General features: G+C 72.6%; 16 protein-coding genes. All 16 read left to right on the top strand.

All coding sequences use genetic code 11. The features are described from left to right. The first annotated feature begins 1 nt into the window (after position 1). From HD597_RS17745 to HD597_RS17670, 16 genes are read left to right on the top strand one after another with little or no spacing between them, the layout of a single operon-like run. On the top strand, positions 2–1183 hold the full coding sequence (locus tag HD597_RS17745; RefSeq protein ID WP_253743549.1) for a radical SAM protein: 1182 nt from the start codon (positions 2–4) through the stop codon (positions 1181–1183). Beyond that, on the top strand, positions 1184–3166 hold the full coding sequence (locus tag HD597_RS17740; RefSeq protein ID WP_253743547.1) for a DegT/DnrJ/EryC1/StrS family aminotransferase: 1983 nt from the start codon (positions 1184–1186) through the stop codon (positions 3164–3166). Then, positions 3163–4011 (top strand): phytanoyl-CoA dioxygenase family protein, encoded by an 849-nt coding sequence (locus HD597_RS17735; RefSeq protein ID WP_253743545.1) that lies wholly within the window; start codon positions 3163–3165, stop codon positions 4009–4011. Before HD597_RS17740 ends, HD597_RS17735 begins: the two co-directional genes overlap by 4 nt. Next, positions 4008–4802, top strand: a complete 795-nt coding sequence (locus tag HD597_RS17730) for a class I SAM-dependent methyltransferase (RefSeq protein WP_253743543.1) — start codon at positions 4008–4010, stop codon at positions 4800–4802. The genes HD597_RS17735 and HD597_RS17730 overlap by 4 nt, the downstream gene beginning before the upstream one ends. Continuing rightward, a complete protein-coding gene (locus tag HD597_RS17725) occupies positions 4795–5793 on the top strand; it encodes a phosphotransferase enzyme family protein (protein WP_253743541.1) in 999 nt (332 codons plus the stop codon). Before HD597_RS17730 ends, HD597_RS17725 begins: the two co-directional genes overlap by 8 nt. After that, entirely contained in the window at positions 5790–6860 is a 1071-nt protein-coding gene (locus HD597_RS17720; protein WP_253743539.1) for a thioesterase domain-containing protein, read from the top strand. The genes HD597_RS17725 and HD597_RS17720 overlap by 4 nt, the downstream gene beginning before the upstream one ends. Then, a complete protein-coding gene (locus tag HD597_RS17715; protein ID WP_253743537.1) occupies positions 6854–7582 on the top strand; it encodes a TylF/MycF/NovP-related O-methyltransferase in 729 nt (242 codons plus the stop codon). The genes HD597_RS17720 and HD597_RS17715 overlap by 7 nt, the downstream gene beginning before the upstream one ends. Positions 7583–7592: 10 nt before the next feature. Beyond that, positions 7593–8903 carry a condensation domain-containing protein gene (locus HD597_RS17710; protein WP_253743535.1) on the top strand — a complete coding sequence of 437 codons (1311 nt, stop codon included), beginning with the start codon at positions 7593–7595 and terminating at the stop codon, positions 8901–8903. Between the two features lie 8 nt (positions 8904–8911). Further along, positions 8912–9904 carry an NAD-dependent epimerase/dehydratase family protein gene (locus tag HD597_RS17705; RefSeq protein WP_253743533.1) on the top strand — a complete coding sequence of 331 codons (993 nt, stop codon included), beginning with the start codon at positions 8912–8914 and terminating at the stop codon, positions 9902–9904. Then, a complete protein-coding gene (locus HD597_RS17700) occupies positions 9891–10580 on the top strand; it encodes a PIG-L deacetylase family protein (RefSeq protein ID WP_253743531.1) in 690 nt (229 codons plus the stop codon). Before HD597_RS17705 ends, HD597_RS17700 begins: the two co-directional genes overlap by 14 nt. 48 nt (positions 10581–10628) lie before the next feature. Further along, entirely contained in the window at positions 10629–11186 is a 558-nt protein-coding gene (locus HD597_RS17695) for a phosphopantetheine-binding protein (protein WP_253743529.1), read from the top strand. Further along, complete coding sequence (locus tag HD597_RS17690) at positions 11183–12625, top strand: class I adenylate-forming enzyme family protein (RefSeq protein WP_253743527.1); 1443 nt, start codon at positions 11183–11185, stop codon at positions 12623–12625. Before HD597_RS17695 ends, HD597_RS17690 begins: the two co-directional genes overlap by 4 nt. Beyond that, positions 12609–14576, top strand: coding sequence for an ABC transporter ATP-binding protein (locus HD597_RS17685; RefSeq protein WP_253743525.1), 1968 nt, complete (start codon positions 12609–12611; stop codon positions 14574–14576). The genes HD597_RS17690 and HD597_RS17685 overlap by 17 nt, the downstream gene beginning before the upstream one ends. Then, a complete protein-coding gene (locus HD597_RS65835) occupies positions 14573–16363 on the top strand; it encodes an ATP-binding cassette domain-containing protein (protein WP_253743523.1) in 1791 nt (596 codons plus the stop codon). Before HD597_RS17685 ends, HD597_RS65835 begins: the two co-directional genes overlap by 4 nt. Further along, the gene (locus HD597_RS17675; protein ID WP_253743521.1) at positions 16360–17112 is read left to right on the top strand and encodes a tyrosine-protein phosphatase; all 753 of its coding nucleotides are present in this window, start codon (positions 16360–16362) and stop codon (positions 17110–17112) included. The genes HD597_RS65835 and HD597_RS17675 overlap by 4 nt, the downstream gene beginning before the upstream one ends. After that, entirely contained in the window at positions 17102–17359 is a 258-nt protein-coding gene (locus tag HD597_RS17670; RefSeq protein ID WP_253743519.1) for a phosphopantetheine-binding protein, read from the top strand. Before HD597_RS17675 ends, HD597_RS17670 begins: the two co-directional genes overlap by 11 nt. Positions 17360–17416: the final 57 nt, after the last annotated feature.

The following is a 17416-nucleotide window of genomic DNA, read 5'->3' as shown; positions in this document are numbered from 1 at the left end:
CGTGGAGCCTGCGCGTGACCCCCGATTCGATGAGCTCAAGCGAGCCAACCGCGACCGCAACATCGCGGAGTTCGAGGAGCGTGCCACCGTCCTGAGCAGCCTGCCACGGGTGCTGTTCCTGGAGCTGACGGAGAACTGCAACCTGTCGTGCGCGATGTGCCGTTCGGGCGGCCCGTTCGACCGTTCGCGCAACATGTCCATGGAGCTGTTCGACCAGGTCGCCGAGAAGCTGTTCCCCACCGCGGAGATCGTGGACCTGCGGGGCTGGGGCGAGAGCACCGTGCTGAAGCGCTTCCCGGAATTCGTGGACCGGGCGATCGGCTACGGCTGCCGGGTCCGGCTGGTGACGAACCTGTCGGTGACGAACGAGCAGCTGTGGCGCCGGATGGTGCGGCAGGGCGTGAACATCACCGTCTCGCTGGACGCGGCGCGCGCCGAGACGTTCGCCGCGCTGCGCGGCGGCGCCCGGCTGGAGGTGGTCCTGCGCAACCTGGAGGCGATCGTCGACGAGTCGGCCCGGCTGGGGACCGGGACGGACAACATCGTGCTGAACGTCGTGGTGCAGAGCCAGGCCCTCGGCGAACTGGCGGACATCGTGGCGCTGGGCGAACGATTCGGGGTGCGGGTCAACCTGAACGTGGTGAGCCTCGACGCGGACGATCCCGGCGATCTGCGGTTCCACCGTGCGGCGCTGGCCGACGCTCTGCACGACACGGCGCGGGCCGCGGCGGCCGGCGGCGTCGAGGTGCAGCTCAACACCGCGCTCGACCCGGGATGGGCGGACCTGTCGCACGCCGACAAGACCTGCACGCACCCGTGGATGTACTTCTACGTCAACTACCGGGGACAGACCGGCTTCTGCGACCACCTGATCGGCGCGCCCGGCACCCGCTACCTGATCGGGGACCTTCGCCGATCCGGCTTCGAGGAGATCTGGAACGGGCCGCGCTACCAGCGCCTCCGGGCCGAGCACGCCGCCGGCGCGGGGCAGATCTCGGACGACTTCGAGGAGTGCCGATGGTGCTACCGCAACCGATACACCGACTTCGACGAGGCGAGCTATCCACCCTACGCCCGGCACCGGGTGCTGCTGAGCCCCGCCCACTGCGCCTCCTTCCTGCCGGCCAGGTCCGGCCAGGCGCCCGGCCCGAGCAGGCGACGACTCCCCCTGGCAGGTGAATAGATGACGACGCGACCGCTTCCTGAGCCGGCCCCGCACCGGCCCGTCTGGCCCGAGATCGACGATCTCAGCGTGCAGGCGATCCAGGCCGCGTTGCTGAGCGGGCGCCTGGCGGTCAGCGGACCTCCGAGCCGCTGGCCGTCGCGGAACGTGATGGCGGCCGCGGCGCTGGCGAGGCTCACCCGGCGCCGCCACGCCACCCTGACGGCCAGCGGTTCCAGCGCGATCGTCATCGCGCTGCAGGCCGCGGACGTCGGTCCGGGCGACGTGGTGCTGCTTCCCGCCACCACGTGGGTGGCGTGCGCCACCGCCGTGCTGCGGGTCGGCGCGGTCCCCGCGTTCTTCGACGGCACCGACGGCTCCCCCTGCCTGGTCGGTCACAGCCCGGTCGACTCGCCCCGGGCGGTGCTCGGCGTCCACCTCTACGCGCAGCAGTGCGACGTCGCGGCGCTCCGCCGTCGGTTTCCGGACTCCGTCCTGATCGAGGACGCCTCCCATGCCCAGCTCGCCGAGACCGCCGGTGACAGGGTGGCGGGCTCGCTCGGCGACATCAGCATCATGAGCACCCAGGCGACCAAGATCCTTGCGACCGGCGAGGGCGGTGTCGTGCTGACCGACGACGGCGAGCTGGCCTCACGCATCGAGTCGCTGATGATGGATTCGCGCCGGAGGCTGCCCGAACCGGCCCTGGGCCTGCTCAACGAGCTCGAACCGGCGGGGCTGCAGCACGGAGCCAACCACGCCATGTCCGAGCTGTCGGCGGCGTTGTTGCTGGACCAGCTCGCCCGGCTGCCGGACCAGTCGCGGCGCCGCGCCACAGGGCTGGCGTACCTGCTCGACCGGCTGGCCGGCGCGGGCTGGCAGGCGTTCGCGGACGAGGGCGCGCGCCGTTCGGGCAACTTCTACGGGCTCGCGGTGCGGCTGCCCGGTCACGAGAGCGACGCCGGCTCCTTCATCGCGAAGGTGAGCCGTGACACCGGGATCGTCCTCGACCGCGTCTATCCGCCGCTGCCCGAAGGGCCGCTGTACCGGCCGGCGACGGTGAAGCAGTACGCCGGGCTCGGGGAGCTGACCGGTCCGCTGGAGCGGGCCCGGCACTGGCACGACCGGCACGTCGTGATCCCGCACCACCTCTTCCTGGCCGGCGAGCCCGCACTGGACGCTCTGGCCACGGCGATGACAGGAGGCGCCCGCAGGTCCAGAGCCGTGCCGCGGCGACGCCCGCTCGTCGAGGTGGTGGTCGTGACCCGGGGGGAGCGCCCGCGGTTGCTCGCGGCGGCGCTGGAGAGCGTGGCGGCGCAGCGAGACGTGGACGCCGACATCTCGGTGACCGTGTGGCTCGACAAGGGGGCCGACGCTCCGGACGAGGTCCTGCTGCCTGCCGGGCTCGACGGTGTCCGCCTCACGACGGTCGGGCACTCGGGCGCCGTCCCGGCCGAGCCGTGGACGCGCGTGGCCACGCTGCGGCAGTTCGCCATCGATCGCCGGATCGGCGATCACCTCGCCTTTCTCGACGACGACAACACCTGGTCACCCGATCATCTGGCCGGTCTGCTGGCGCTGGCCAGGCGCGGCTATCCGGCGGTCCACTCCTGGCGCCGCATGATCGACGCGGACGGGAACCCGGTCCTGGTCGACCGCTTCCCGTGGCTGCCACCGGGGGACAAGGCCGTCCAGCGGCTCGCCGAGCTCGCCTCGGCAGGCATCATGTCCGCGGACAGCAGCGTGATCAGGGACGCCGTCCGGCGCCCGGACGGCGGCGTGGGCATGGTCGACATGGGCGAGTGGCTCTTCGACTCGACGGTCCTGCCGGTGCTGCGCATCGCCACACCGCGCTCGGCCGCCGAGGTGGAGGAGCGCATCGGCGAGGACGACCTCCTCCTGCGGCAGATCGTCCGGCTCGGCATCCCCACCGCCTCCACCGAGAGGGAGACGCTCCGCTACCGCCTCGGAGGCATGTCCAACCCGGAAACGGTGACGAGATGAGCATCGAGCCACCGGACGGGCAGATCATGCACGACGCCGACTTCTTCGCCACCCACGGTTTCTGCGTGTGGCGCGGGCTGCTGGAGCCGGCCGAGGTCGAGGGCCTGCGCCGGGAGGTGGACGACGCGCTGGCCGCGAACTACGCTCTGCCTGCCGCCCCGGTCCCCCACGCCACCGGCACGGAGGGCTACTACGTGCCGATGATGGGCGATCGCACGCCCCTGAGCCGGGAGCTGCTCGCCGGGCGTCTCCTGCCCGCCGCCGTCAGGCTCCTCGGCACGCCGGTGCTGCCGAAGCCCGCCAAGGGGATCCTCTACCGCGACTCCTCGCCCTGGCATCAGGACTCGGCGGACGCCTCGTTGACGGCGGTCAAGATGGTGGCCTACCTGGAGCCGCTGACGGCCGCCGACGGCGCCCTGCAGGTGCTGCCCGGCAGCCATCGGGGCAGGTACGGCCGCGCCCTGGCCGAATACCGGCGCCGGTGGCCGGCGGCCGAGCCGCTGTTCGACGAGCGCGCCGAAGCGGCGATGTGGCCCGGCGTCCCGGTCACGACGAACCCCGGCGACGTGATCGCGTTCGACGTCCATCTGTGGCACGCCAGCATCGGCGGCCGGGACAGGCGGCAGTGGAGCGTCTCCTACGCGGCGGAACCGGCCGACGAGGCCGGGCGGTCGGCCGTCCGCGACTACCTGCTGTCGTTCCTGGACGTCGGACACCCCTACGACCTCGACACCTACCCCTACTTCGACCCGGAATGGGCGCATCCGCCCAGGCCGGCGTTCGCGGATCGCATGGCGGAGCTGCTTTCGTCCAGCCCGGTACCTGGGAGGCCGACCGTTCGATGAGCACCTTGCTGGATTTCTACGACCCCCTTCTCTACGAGTTGAACGTCGGCCACGCTCCGCGGGTCGGCGAGGTGTACCGCAAGGAGCTGTCGCCGCTGCCGGGCCGGCCCCGGGTGCTCGAGGTGGGATGCGGGACCGGCGACATCCTGGTGCCGCTGGCGGTGGACGGAGCCGAGGTGATCGGCGTCGACAGCTCGGCGCGGATGCTGGAGCATCTGGCGCACCGGCTGACCACGTTGCCGCGAGAGGTGGCCGCCCGGGTGCGTCTGGCGCGGGAGACGGCCCCGGCGCTGCCGGCGATGGACCAGGTCGACGCGGCCATCCTGCCGAACGACCTGGTCGCCCACCTGATCGGCGAGGACGCGCTGGACGAGCTGTTCCGCAACCTGCGCCGCGTCCTGAGGCCGGGCGGGATCCTGCTGCTGGACGCCGAGCGCTTCGACGTCGCCTTTCTCGCCTCGATCACCGGGTCCGGCGGCGGGCTGACCCGCACGCACGGCTTCTTCGACTTTCCTGACGGGCGGCTGCTCCGGGTGGACGAGCAGTCGGCGTACGACCCCGCCTCCGGGGTCCTCACCAGCACGTTCGGCTATCAGATCCTGGACGCGGACGCCACGGTCGAGACCACCTGGTACCGGACGCTGCGCCAGTATCCCCGGAGGATCCGCGAGATCACCGCGGCGCTGCGACTGGCCGGGTTCGACATCGCCGAGGTGCGGGAGGACGCGTTCCCCCCGGGGCTCGACCACATCCTGATCTCGGCACGGACGGCGGGGCCCGCGCATGACTGAACGATCGCGAGCGGAGCTGGCCGCCGCGCTGTGCGAGCTCTTCGGGCTGGAGGCGGCCGGTGCGGACGTCACCCCCGTCGGCCGCGGGGCGATGGGACAGGTCTGGCGGCTGACGGCCGGCGGTGCGGCGTACGCCGTCAAGGAGCATCTCTGGGGCGTGGACGAGCGGGCCGTGGCCCGCGGCGCGGCGTTCCAGCAGGCGGCGGCGACCGTCGGCGTGCGCTCCCCGCGCAACGTCCCCACCCCGGACGGAGCGCTGGTGGGGCACCTGCCTGCGGACCTGGGCGGCAGCGGCGTCCGCCTCTATGACTGGCAGGAGGGCCCGGCGCCGCGCCCGGACGAGGCGGAGACGCCCGAACGTCTGGGCGAGCTGCTGGCGCGCCTGCACGGGCTGGCCCTGACGGCGCCGGACCCGCCCGAGCCCTGGTACGAGACCCTCGACGAGGTGGACTGGGAACGCCTGGCCGGCCCGGCGGGGGCGCGCCGGCCGTGGCAGGAGCGGCTGGCGGCCACGCTGCCCGGCCTGCGGAGACTGGCGTCGCTGGTGACGCCCTCGGAGCCGGACGACCGGATCATGTGCCACCTGGATGTCCAGTGCTCCAACGTGGTGGTCACGGAGCGTGGCTGGGTCCTGCTGGACTGGGACGACACCGGCGCCGGGTGCCCCGACCGGGAGCTGGCCATGGCCCTGCTGCGCTGGTTCACCGCCGGCGGCGTCGACGGGGCCGCGATCGGCAAGACGATGGCCGCCTACCGCGCGGCGGGCGGGACCGCGGTGCTGGATCCGGACCGCTCGTTCGCCATGCAGGCCGCGAGCTGCGTCAACTTCGTCGCCGCACAGGCGCGGCTCGCGCTGGACGACGCCCACGCCGAGCATCACGCCGACGCGGAGGAGCGCCTGACGAACGTGCTGACGGCGCTGCCGGACGTCGCGACCTATCACGAGGTGGCCCGCTTCGCGGCGGCCGGTGACGCGGGCGGGGCGGCATGACCGGCTACTACCAGGGCCGCTTCCGCGACCAGTGGGAGGCGGTGGCGGCCGAGGTCTTCGCCGACGAGCTGGCCCTGACCACGGTGACCCCGCGTACGGGCCTGCGCGCCGCCCGCGGCGCCGGCTCCGCCGCGCGGATCGCCGCGAGGCTCGGCGCCGCGACCGGTCTGGAACTGACGGCGGACCTGGTGCGCCGCCTTGACAAGGTGCACGCGCTGGGCGCCTATCTGCGCACGCATGCCCGGCTCGATCTGTGCGTGCAGTTGCTGCCCGACTCCCGGGGCCCGCGGCCCAAGCTCTTCTACGTCCACTCCGCCTCCGGCAACGCGTTCGCGATCTGGGCGCTGCGGAGCCTGCTGCCCGTCCCGCTGTCGGGGGTGCGGGCGGCGGGCCTGTACGGCGAGCGCGAGATCCCGCGCACCATCGCGGAGTTCGCTGACGTCTACCTCGACGAGATCCGTGACGCGCAGCCCGAGGGCCCGTATCTGCTGTGCGGATTCTCCGGCGGCGGATCCATCGCCTTCGAGCTGGCCCGCAGGCTGCACGCGCAGGGCGCGCAGGTCGGGCTGCTGGCGTTGATAGACGCCCCTCCCCCGGTGTTCGGATCCACCTCGGTGCCGGACGAGAGCGTCCTGATGGAGGACCGCCTGCGCGAGTTGCTGCGCCGCGTCGAGGGCCGGGTGCGCGATCACGCCGATGCCGGCGACCCGGAGGTGGTCGGCGTCCTGCGCGGCGGGGACGCTCTGGCCAGGGACATGGGCAGCGACGCGCTGCGCCGGCAGCTGACGGTGTACGCCCGGCTGATCCGCGCGTGCGCGGCGTACCGGCCCGCCCGCTATCCCGGCACGGTGCACTACTTCGCGGCCGAGGCCGCACCGGAGCACGTGGAGCAGTGGGAGCCGTACGCCGGCGCCCTGCGCACGTACCGGCTCGACGCCGAGCACTACGAGTACGAGATCTTCGCCGATCCAGGCTTCCGCGAGGTGTTTGCCGGTCTCGTCGGTGACGCGCTGCGGCGGGCGGGGACCGGATCGGACGTCGCTTCCGGAAGCGGCGAGCGGTGCTGAGGCCCGCGCTCCTGCGCCAGGTCACGAACGCCTACCGGAGCCTGCCCAAGCCGGCCAGGCACTTTCTCCGGGAGGTCACCACCGGCCGGCCCTTCGTCACGCTGTCCCCCCATCTGCCGATCGCCATCCACGGCGCCTTCCAGCGGATGAGCGAGCGCCCGGATGATCCGCTGGCGGGCGGCGCGTACTACGAGTTCGGCCTCTACCGCGGGTACAGCCTGTGGTTCGCCGAGCAGATCTCCCGCGAGTACGCGGGGGCGGACTTCACGTGTCTCGGCTTCGACTCCTTCCGGGGCCTTCCCGCCTCGGCGGTGGACGGCGCCTTCTACGACACCGGGGACTTCGCCGCGGGTTACGACGAGGTCGTCGCGAACCTGCGTGCGCACGGCGCCGACTTCCGGCGGCTGCGGCTCTTCGAGGGGTTCTACGGCCAGGAGCTGTTCGAGGCTCTCGCCCGCGAGTACGACTTCCCGCCGGCGGCCGTCTGCACCATCGACGTGGACGTCTACGAATCCTGCCTCGAGGTGCTGCGCTTCCTGCACGGCCGGCTGCGGGTCGGTTCGATCATCATCTTCGACGACTACAACGACATGGGGGCCAGCGATGAGCACGGCGAGAGACGTGCGCTGGAGACGTTTCGGCTCGCGCATCCGGCCTTCTCGCTCCGGCATCTCCGGGATGTCGGTCCGGAGGCCGCGGTGTTCGAAGTGACGGCGATCTGAGAGAGGCATCGTGGACACCACGTACGAGATCTCGTTCGCCGGGCTCGCCCGGGAAACCGCCCCCCTGACCTGGGGCCAGCGCCACATCTGGACGATACAGGACGCGCACCCGCACAACCGCTCGCAGTTCCACCTCTCCCACCACTGGCGCGTTCCGCCCGGGGCCTCCGGACGAGACGTGCGGTCCGCCCTGGGTCGGCTCGTGGAGCGTCATCAGGCGCTGCGCACGCGCCTGCTGGACTCGCCCCGCGGCCTCACTCAGCAGGTGCACGGTGACGGCGCGTTCGCCGTGCGGGCGCGGGAGGTCGCGACCGGCGAGCAGAGCGAGTACGACCTCAACCGGCTGGCAGGGGAGCTGATCGGCGGTGACTTCGCGTGGGACGAGGAGTTCCTGGCGAGGTTCGCGATCCTGACCGTCCGCGGGGCGCCCGCCTGGGTCCTCGTGATCACCTCGCACATGATCACGGACGGGGCCGCCTGCTCGATCCTGGAGCGCGAGTTCCTGGCGCTGCTGGAGGCGCCGTCCGCGCTGCCCGACCCCACGAGCCAGCCCGTCCGGTGGGCCGCCGGGGAGCGAAGCCGGCGTGGCGCCGAGACCAGCAGCCGCAGTGCCGCGTACATGCGGGAGGTGCTGCGGAAACATCCGCGCCCGCTGTTCGGCGGGGCCGCGCCGCCCGCCGGCGCGAACGGCGGCTTTCCCGTCGTCCTGGGTCACGGCCCGGACCTGGGCAGGCACGTGCGGCGGCTCGCCACGCGCTGGAGAACGTCGGAGGCTTCCGTCGTCCTGACGGCGCTGGCGAGATCGTGCGCCGCGCACACGGGAGTCGACTCGTTCCCGCTGGGCGTGACCTGCTCCAACCGTCAGCTGCCCGGGGCCGCCGGATACGTGGGCATGCTCGCCCAGAACACCCTGATCGGGGTGGACGTCTCCAGCGGGACGCCGGCACGCGTGGCCGACCAGGTGCGCAGGTCCCTGCTGGCCGCCTCCGCGCATGCCGCCTTCGACCAGGACGAGCTGGGCGAGGTCCTGGCGGAGGCGGGCGTCGACGACGACTATGTGGGGTTCGGCGCCGTCGGGCACTTCGTGAACTACATGCCCCTCGATCGCGGGCCGGCGGCGGAGCAACGGGCCGGGTCCGCGTCGATCCGGATCGAGGAGGGCGATCCCGCCGACTACCGGATCCCCCGTTTCGGCGTGGTGTTCCACGCCATGGCGGACTACCTGGGGGTGCGCATGTTCGCGGACCCGGCGGTCATCCCGGTGGATCTGGCCCGGTCCGTCACCCGGTCCTGTCTCGAAACGTTGCAGTCGTTTGATTAGGAGGTCACGTGGGTGAGGTTGTCATCACCGGAGGGCTCGGCTTCATCGGTTCCCACGTCGCCGACGCCTATCTGGCGGCGGGATTCCGGGTCCGGGTGATCGATTCGACCGTCGGGGCGGTGATCGACGGCTCCGACTACGCGTCGGACGCACGCTACGAGGTGGTCAGGGAGCCCGTCGAGGACTATCTGGCCGGCGGCGGCACGTTCAGCGGCGTGGACCGGGTGATCCATGCCGCCTCGCACGTCGGCCCCGCCGGGATCCTGCCCAGGGCGGGCACACTGGGCTACGACATCGTCGCCAGTTCCAGCGCCGTCGTCGAGGCGTGCCTGGCGGCAGGCGTCCCGCTGTGCGTCTTCAGCTCGGCGGAGGTCTACGGCCGCAGCGGGATCCTGGACGAGCGGGACCCTCTCCGGGTGCCCACCGCCTACAACGCCCGTATCGAGTACGCGGTCGCCAAGGCCATGGTCGAGGCGATGACGGTCAACAGCATGGCCCGGGGGCTGCGGGCGGTGGTGATCCGCCCGTTCAACGTCGCCGGGCAGCGGCAGTCACGCGCCGGGGGTTTCGTGATGCCCACCTTCGTGCAGCAGGCGCTCGCGGGACGGCCCCTGACCGTCTTCGGCGACGGGAAGCAGGTGCGGGCGTTCACAGCCGCCGACGACCTCACCCATTTCGTCCTCGACTACATGGACGCCGCGATCGACGCCGGCGAGCCGATCGTCAACATCGGCAACCCGGCCAATCGCACGACGATCGGCAGGCTCGCCGAACGGGTACGCGAACTGCTCGGCAGCGACTCGCCCATCCTGCACACCGACGGACGCCGCCGGCACGGCGACGCCTACGCCGAGGCGGAGTCGTTCGAGAAGATGCCGGCGCTGCGCGCGGCGACCACCCTGGGGTGGAAGCCATCGGTCAACCTGGACGACCTCATCAGGACCACGGCGGACTACTACGAGAGTCGCGAGGACGTCAGGGGGCGCTGTGCGCCGCTTTGACCGCGTTCTACTGGTGTCACCGCACGCCGATGACGAGGTGCTCGGCTGCGGAGGGCTCCTCGCCAGGCTGGCGGACGACGGCTGCGAGGTGCACGTGCTCTACCTCGCCGTCGACGGCATGAGCCACTACGGCCTGGCCCGGCCGACGACGTTCCGGCAGCGCACGGCCGAGATCGAGCAGGTGAGCGAGCTGCTGGGGTTCGGCTACGAGATCGCCTACGGGGATCGGCAGCTCACCGAGCGCCTGGACACCGTCGGCTTGCGCGAGCTGGTGGACCTGCTGCAGGAGCGGATGGACCGGTTGCGTCCCGACCTGCTGCTGCTGCCCAGCGGCGACGACTACGACCAGGACCACGTGGCCGCCTTCCGGGCCGGGTTCGCGGCGGCCCGGCCGATCGGCGGGCAGTTCGGCAAGTGGCTGGTCCCGTACGTCATGTCGTACGAGATGACCAAGCTGCAGTGGGCCGCCGACCCGATGGGCAGGTGCACCGCCTTCGTGGACATCTCCGCCCACCTCGATCGCAAGCTGGAAGCGCTCGCGGCCTACGCGACGCAGGCCAGGCCCAGCCCGCACATCCGCAGCAGCGAGGTGGTCTCGGCGCTCGCCCGCATGCGGGGGGCGGAGATGGGCGTGCACAGCGCCGAGGCCTTCGAGGTGCACCGGGCGGTCCTGTAGACCGGGCGGTTTTCGAGACATGTCAGCCAACACGGGTGAGGTTAACGAATGTCCATCTCCGGCGCCGTGGACGCCATCGAAGTGCTCAGGCAACATCCGGACGTCGTCGACGCGGTCCTGGTGGACGTGGAGATCCACGGCAGAACCGCCTCGATCGCCGCCGTCCACGTCATCGACTACTGCAGCCCGCAACTCCTGCGCGAGCACGTCCACGACCTGCTCGGCGGGACGGGCAAGGCGGTCGACGGCGTATGGGTGGCGGACGTGCCCGACCATCCGGCGCCCGGCGGCGGCGCGCTCGACCTGGCGGCGATCCGGGAGACGCTCCGCGAGCACGCCGAAGAGGTGATCTTCGTCGCGCCCCGGGGCGATCTGGAGGAACAGCTCGCCGCGCTCTGGGCAGAGATCCTGACGCTGTCACGCGTCGGCGCCACCGACGACTTCATGGACCTCGGAGGCGACTCGCTGAGCGCCGCCAGGCTGCTGGGCGCTCTGCAGGAGCGGTGGGCCGCCACGATCGACGTCTTCGAGCTGCTGGAGGCCTCCACCGTACGCGGGCTCGCGCACCTCCTGCTCGAACGGGAAGCCGGGGCGGAGCGCGGATGATCACCATTGACCGGCGGCTGAGGCAGCTCGGCCGGACGCACGGCGAGCGACCGGCGATCATCACGGCCGCGCCGGACGGCGCTTGCGAGGAGCTGAGCTGGGCCGGCCTGTCCGACCGTGTCCTCGCCCTCGCCGGGCGCATGCGCGCGGCGGCCGGTCCTGACACCGTCGTCGCGATCCCGGCGCACCGCAGCCTCGACGGCGTCAGCCAGGTGCTGGCCGTGTTGTGCGCCGGGCTCATCGCCCTTCCCTACGAGCCATCGGTCCCGCCTGCGGAGCTGGAACGGCAGTTCTCAGCGGTCGGCGACCGCCTGGCCACGCCGACGCCCGCACCCGACCTGCTGGGCCGGGCGTCGGGACCTGCCGCCGACCGGCCGCCCGCCGCGGCGGAGGGCGGGTACGTGCTGCTGACCGGAGGCTCGACCGGGCTCCCGAAGCCGGTGCTCAGGCCCGGCCTGCCGTTCTTCCACCCGGACAAGGGGCCGTCGCTGCTGCTGCAGACGGCCGGATGGCGACCCGGGCAGACCCAGCTCGTCGTGGGCTCGCTCGCCCACGCGGCCCCGTTCAACCATCTCCTCGAAGGCGTCCTCAGCGGCAACACCCTGGTGCTTCCCGAGCTCTTCCTGCCGGGCGTCATCCTGGACCTCGTCGAACGGCACCGCGTCGACTGGATCCAGCTCACCCCCACGCACATGCGGATGCTGGAACCGGCTCTCGCCGGACGGCCGGACGCCCTGCGGCGGGTGAGCGGCGTCCTGCACACGGCGGCGCCGTGCCCTCCCGGCACCAAGCGGGCCTGGATCGAGGCGGTGGGCCCGCAACGGCTGTTCGAGATGTACGCCGCCACCGAGGACATCGGGCAGACGCTCTGCCGGGGTGACGAATGGCTGGCGCACCCCGGGACCGTCGGGCGCGGTTTCCTGACCCGGATCAGAATTCACGACGACGACGGGCGGCTCCTTCCGCCCGGCGAGGTCGGAACCGTTCACATGCGCGGCCTGCCGGGAAGCCGGTCCGGCCGCGGCACCATCCGGCCGGGCCGGCCCGGCCGCGGCGGGTTCGCCACCGTGGGCGACCACGGCCACCTCGACGAGGACGGCTACCTCTACCTGTCCGGCCGCGCCGACGACCTGGCCATCGTCGGTGGCGAGAACGTCTACACCGAACACGTCGCCGCGGTGATCATGTCACATCCGGGGGTCGCCGACGCCGCCGTGGTGGCCGCGCCCGACGACGTTCTCGGCGCGAGACTGATCGCCCTCGTCGTGCCCGGCGGCCAGGAGCCGCCGGGCGCGAGCGCCGTCCTCCGCCACTGCCGCGACCGGCTCGCCGGCCACCAGCTACCGGCGGAGGTGCGGATGGTCGAGGATCTCGGCCGCCTGCCCAGCGGAAAGCTGCCCCGCGAGAAGCTGAGGAGGATCGTTGCGCAACCCGTTTGAGAGACCGCCGTCACCGGGGCTGGACCCGCGCCTGGCCGTCGGTGTCTCGAACTGGCAGGGCCTGCGCCGGTTGCTCGCCGAGCGGCGGCGGCTGGCGCGGCTGCTGCCCAGCGGCGGGATGGGGAACGTCCTCGCCTACTGCGCCCTCCTGCTGCTCGCAGCCGCGGCCCCGTCGGCCACGGCCCTGCTGACCGGGCAGCTCGTCACGGCGACGGCCGCCGCCCCGGGCTCGCCGGACGGATGGGGACCGGCCACGCTGTCGCTGCTGGTGGCGATCGCCGTCGTCCATGTCGTGCAGCAGGGCGCCGAGGCCGGGCAGCAGATCTTCCGGGTCGCGCTCGCCCGGCGCATCGACGGCAGCGTACGGGCACGCGTGCGCGAGCTGACCCTGCAGCCGGGCGGGCTGTCCCATCTCGAACAGCCGGACCTGCAGGACGACCTGAACCGGCTGTGGGACACCGGGGGGATGATCAACCGCACCAGGAGCCCGGGCACCGCCACCGCGGGAGTCGTCGCGGCCGTGTTCCGGGTGCTCGGAGCGCTGGTGGCCACGGCCGTGGTCTTCGCCTTCTCTCCCCTGCTGGCGATCGGCCTGCTGACGGCGACCCTGCTCATCCGCGCGATCAACCGCCGCCAGTGGCTCTACCTCACCGAGGTCGCCGACGACCGGGCGCGACACCGCCGACGGGTGCACGAGTGGTCGGAGCTCGCCGCCGGGCCGGCCGCGGCGAAGGAGGTCCGGCTGTTCGGGCTGGGCGCGTGGGCGACCGAACGGCGCCGGCGGTCGGCGCTGGCGTGGGCCGGGCCGATCTGGGCGGTGCGGCGCGACATCCTGCGCAAGCAGGGGACGACGATGGTCCTGGCCGTCGGCGCGGGTTTCGCCGCGCTGGCCGTACCCGGCCTGGCGGCCGCAGCGGGCCTGATCGGCATCGAGGACCTGGTCGTCTACCTGGTGGCGGCGTGGGGCATCTTCGCCGCCCGCGACGTGGGGCCGGACGGGTTCGACATCGAGTACGGGCTGGGCGCGATCCGTGCCCTCGACCGCCTGATCGAACGGTACGCGCGCCTCGGGGCCGCCTGGGGCGCCCAGCCGCCGCCCACGGGTGCCACGGCACTGGCGGACGGCGCCGCGAGCCCGCCGCCGGCTCCGCGCATCCGCTTCGACGACGTCCGCTTCAGCTACCCGGGGAGCCGCCGGCCGGTGCTGGACGGCGTGGACCTGACCATCGAACCGGGCGAGGTCCTGGCGATCGTCGGGTACAACGGCGCCGGCAAGACCACCCTCATCAAACTGCTCAGCGGCCTGTACCGCCCGTCCGGCGGCCGGATCGTCGTGGACGGGAAGAGCCTCGCCGGCTTCGACGCGCGCGAGCTGTCAGCCTGGCGAGGCCGCATGACCGTGCTGTTCCAGGACTTCGTCCACTACCCCGGCAGCATCGCCGACAACATCGCGCTGTCCGCGCCCGAGACGCTCGGCGGCGAGCGGGAGACCACCTGGCGGGCGGTCACGGACGCCGCCGTCAGGGCCGGGATGGGCGACCTGCCGGCCCCGGCCACGGACGGGCTGGACACTCCGTTACGGGACGGGGAGGCAGGCGCGCTCGGGCTGTCCGGCGGGCAGTGGCAGAGGCTCGCGACCGCCAGGGCGCTGTTCGCCGTGCGGCACGGACGGCGGTTGCTGGTGCTGGACGAGCCGACCGCGCATCTGGACGTGCGAGCCGAGGAGGCGTTCTTCGACCAGGTCGTCCGCGAGGTGCGTGACACGTCGGTCGTGCTGATCTCCCATCGCCTCTCCACGGTCCGCCACGCCGACCGCATCGCGCTGCTGCGGTCGGGAAGGATCACCGAGACCGGCACCCACGAGGAGCTGCTCGACCGGAACGGCGACTACGCCAGGCTCTTCCGCCTGCAGGCCGACCGCTTCCAGGCTGTTCAGGGCGGCAACACGTGAAGGCGAGAGCCAGGGTCCTGGCGAGGATGCTCGCCCTGTCGGTCCGCGCGGACCCCAAGGTGGCGGCGCTGGCCGGCGTCCTGGTGGTCTTCGGCGCCGGGGCGCTGGCGCTGACGGCGCTGGCGCAGCGCTGGGTGGTCGACTCGGCCGCGAGCGGGGGCCGGCTCGCCGGCGGGGTGCTGCTCGCCGCGGCCCTGGGCGCCGCGGGCTTCGCCGCGATCACCATCTCGACCCACATCCAGAACAACCTGCGCAACGATCTGAGCGACCGGGTCGAGGTCCTGCTCAACCAGGAGATCTTGACCAGCGCGTCGGGGATTCCCACCGTCGAGCACCTGGAGCGGCCCGAGTATCTCGATCGGCTGGCGATGTTGCGAGCCGGCGGGGCCAGCGGCACCCGGGCGCTGGCGGTCTCCTGCTGGGTCGCCGTCGAGACGGCGGCGACCCTGCTCGGCCTCGGGCTCACGGTGTTCCTCCTGGCCGGCGTGCATCCCGCGTTGTCACTGCTGACCCTGCTGGGAGGTGCGCCTCTCGTGCTGGGCAACCGGGGCGACCGGCTGGTCCAGCGAGCCCTGGACGGCATCGCGGAGCCGGCGCGGCAGGAGCAGGCGCTGCACGACCTGTGCACGCTGCCCGGCCCCGGCAAGGAGGTGCGGATCGCCGGGAACGGCTGGAAGCTGAGCCGGCGCGCCCGGGACCTCTGGGCGTCGGCGCTACGGAGGGAGGTCGCCGCCCAGGTGCGCGGAGCGGCGTGGCGGTGGGCCGGATGGATCTGCTTCATCGCCGGTCTGGTCACGGCGATCGGGATCTCAGTGACGATGGTCCGCACCGGTCAGGCCACCGCGGGCGACATCGTCCTGATCATCGTCCTGGCCGGCCGGCTCGGGGAGCAGATCGACGCGACGCTCGACGGCGTGAGCCGGCTCTCCGAGGCAGGCCGAGTGGGGCGGCACTACCTGTGGCTCCAGGACTACGCGGCGGCGCGGACGCGCGGCGGGGGCCCGGCGCCGTACCGGCTCCGGGACGGCATCACCTTCGACGACGTCACCTTCACCTACGCCGGGGCGCGGACGCCGGCGCTGCGCGAGGTCAGCCTGCACCTGCCGGCCGGGTCGGTGGTCGGCCTGGTCGGCGTCAACGGCGCGGGCAAGAGCACACTGGTCAAGCTCCTCACCGGGATGTACCGGCCGGCCACCGGATCGATCTTCGTCGACGGCGCCGAGCTCGCCGGCATCGACCCCGCCTCCTGGCGGGCGCGGCTCAGCGGGGCCTTCCAGGACTTCGTCACACCACACCTGCCGGTGAGCGAGGCGATCGGCATCGGCGACCTGTCGCGGTTGGAAGACCGGCCCGCGGTGCTGGCGGCGGCTGAGAAGGGCGGCGCGGCCGAGCTGATCGCCGGGCTCCCGCGAGGACTCGACACCCAGCTCGGCCGGGCGTTCGACGGAGAGGAGCTGTCGCACGGCCAATGGCAGAAACTCGCGCTCGCCCGCGCGCTGATGCGCCCATCGCCGCTGGTGCTCGTCCTGGACGAACCCACCGCCGCGCTCGATCCCCAGGCCGAGCACGCCGTGTTCGAACGGTTCGCCGAACAGTCCGCACAGGTTTCCGCCAACGGCGGCATCGTCCTTCTCGTCTCGCACCGTTTCTCGACGCTGCACCTGGCCGACCACATCGTGGTGCTCTCCGGCGGCCGGGTCGCCGAGCAGGGCAGCCATGCCGAGCTGCTGGCCGGTGGCGGGGAGTACGCCACGCTCTACCTCACCCAGGCCAGGGGCTACCGGTGACCGCGGAAGGCGCGCGGATGCGGCGGGAGATCGGCTTCACCGGGGTGTTCAACTTCCGCGACGTGGGGGGCTACCCGGCCCTGGGCGGCCGGTCGGTGCGATGGCGCAGGCTGTTCCGTTCCGACGCACCGTCCGGTCTGAGTGGCGACGATCGGACGCGGTTCGCCTCGCTGGGCATTCGCACCGTGGTGGACCTGCGCCGGACGTACGAGGTCGAGCGGCAGGGCCGGATGCCGGACCTCGACGGCGTAGCCTACCGGCACATCGATCCCGGTCATCGGGAGTGGCACGCTTCGTACCGTCCCGGCGCCGACCCGGCCCGCTATTTCGCCGATCGTTATCTCGACCTGGCGGAGGAGGGGGCTCATGGCCTGGCCGAGACGATCAGGGTGATCGCCGCCGAGGAGTCCGGGCCCGTCCTCGTGCACTGCGTGACGGGCAAGGACCGTACCGGAGTGGTGTGCGCGCTCGTGCTCGCCCTGCTCGGCGTGCCCGATGACGACATCGACGCCGACTACGCCCTGAGCGCGCGGGCCAACGTCAGGTACGCGGCCTGGGCCCGCAGGAACCGGCAGGCCGTCCTGCCGGGATTCGCCTCGCCGCCCGGCTCCGTCAGGCTGTTCCTGGCCGGGCTGCGCGCCGTTCACGGCACGGTCGAGGCGTACCTGATCGGCGCCGGGCTGGGCGCCGATGAGCTGGCCGCCCTCAGAACGCACCTGCTCGAACAAGGGAGACATCATGGGATCTGAGCTGGAACGCTCGCTTTCGCGGATCTGGGTGGAGGAGCTGGGCCTGGACGCCGCCGATCCCGACGGCGATTTCTTCGCCGCGGGCGGGACGTCGCTGCTGGCGGTCCGGCTGGCCGGCCGGGTGCGCCGCGAGCTGCGCCTGGACATGGAGATCGACACGCTGGTCGAGCATCCGACGCTCGGGGCGCTGACGGCGTTCCTGGCGAGGGGGGACGCCGGGCCCGCCGCGCCGAGCGGACCGGCGTAGGGCGGCCCTGGCATCACGCGGCGGCCCGAATGCGGATGGAACGGGATGTCACGCCTT

The organism is Nonomuraea thailandensis, from assembly GCF_024172165.1.
Classification (GTDB): Bacteria; Actinomycetota; Actinomycetes; order Streptosporangiales; family Streptosporangiaceae; genus Nonomuraea; species Nonomuraea thailandensis.
Note: the sequence above shows the minus strand (reverse complement) of the source record. Positions and strands in the feature narration are given on the sequence as shown.

Excerpts from the sequence above, each read along its gene's own strand:
- HD597_RS17740 (WP_253743547.1), top strand. The coding sequence starts at position 1,184 with ATGACGACGCGACCGCTTCCTGAGCCGGCCCCGCACCGGCCCGTCTGG.
- HD597_RS17735 (WP_253743545.1), top strand. The coding sequence starts at position 3,163 with ATGAGCATCGAGCCACCGGACGGGCAGATCATGCACGACGCCGACTTC.
- HD597_RS17730 (WP_253743543.1), top strand. The coding sequence starts at position 4,008 with ATGAGCACCTTGCTGGATTTCTACGACCCCCTTCTCTACGAGTTGAAC.
- HD597_RS17725 (WP_253743541.1), top strand. The coding sequence starts at position 4,795 with ATGACTGAACGATCGCGAGCGGAGCTGGCCGCCGCGCTGTGCGAGCTC.
- HD597_RS17720 (WP_253743539.1), top strand. The coding sequence starts at position 5,790 with ATGACCGGCTACTACCAGGGCCGCTTCCGCGACCAGTGGGAGGCGGTG.
- HD597_RS17695 (WP_253743529.1), top strand. The coding sequence starts at position 10,629 with ATGTCCATCTCCGGCGCCGTGGACGCCATCGAAGTGCTCAGGCAACAT.
- HD597_RS17690 (WP_253743527.1), top strand. The coding sequence starts at position 11,183 with ATGATCACCATTGACCGGCGGCTGAGGCAGCTCGGCCGGACGCACGGC.
- HD597_RS17670 (WP_253743519.1), top strand. The coding sequence starts at position 17,102 with ATGGGATCTGAGCTGGAACGCTCGCTTTCGCGGATCTGGGTGGAGGAG.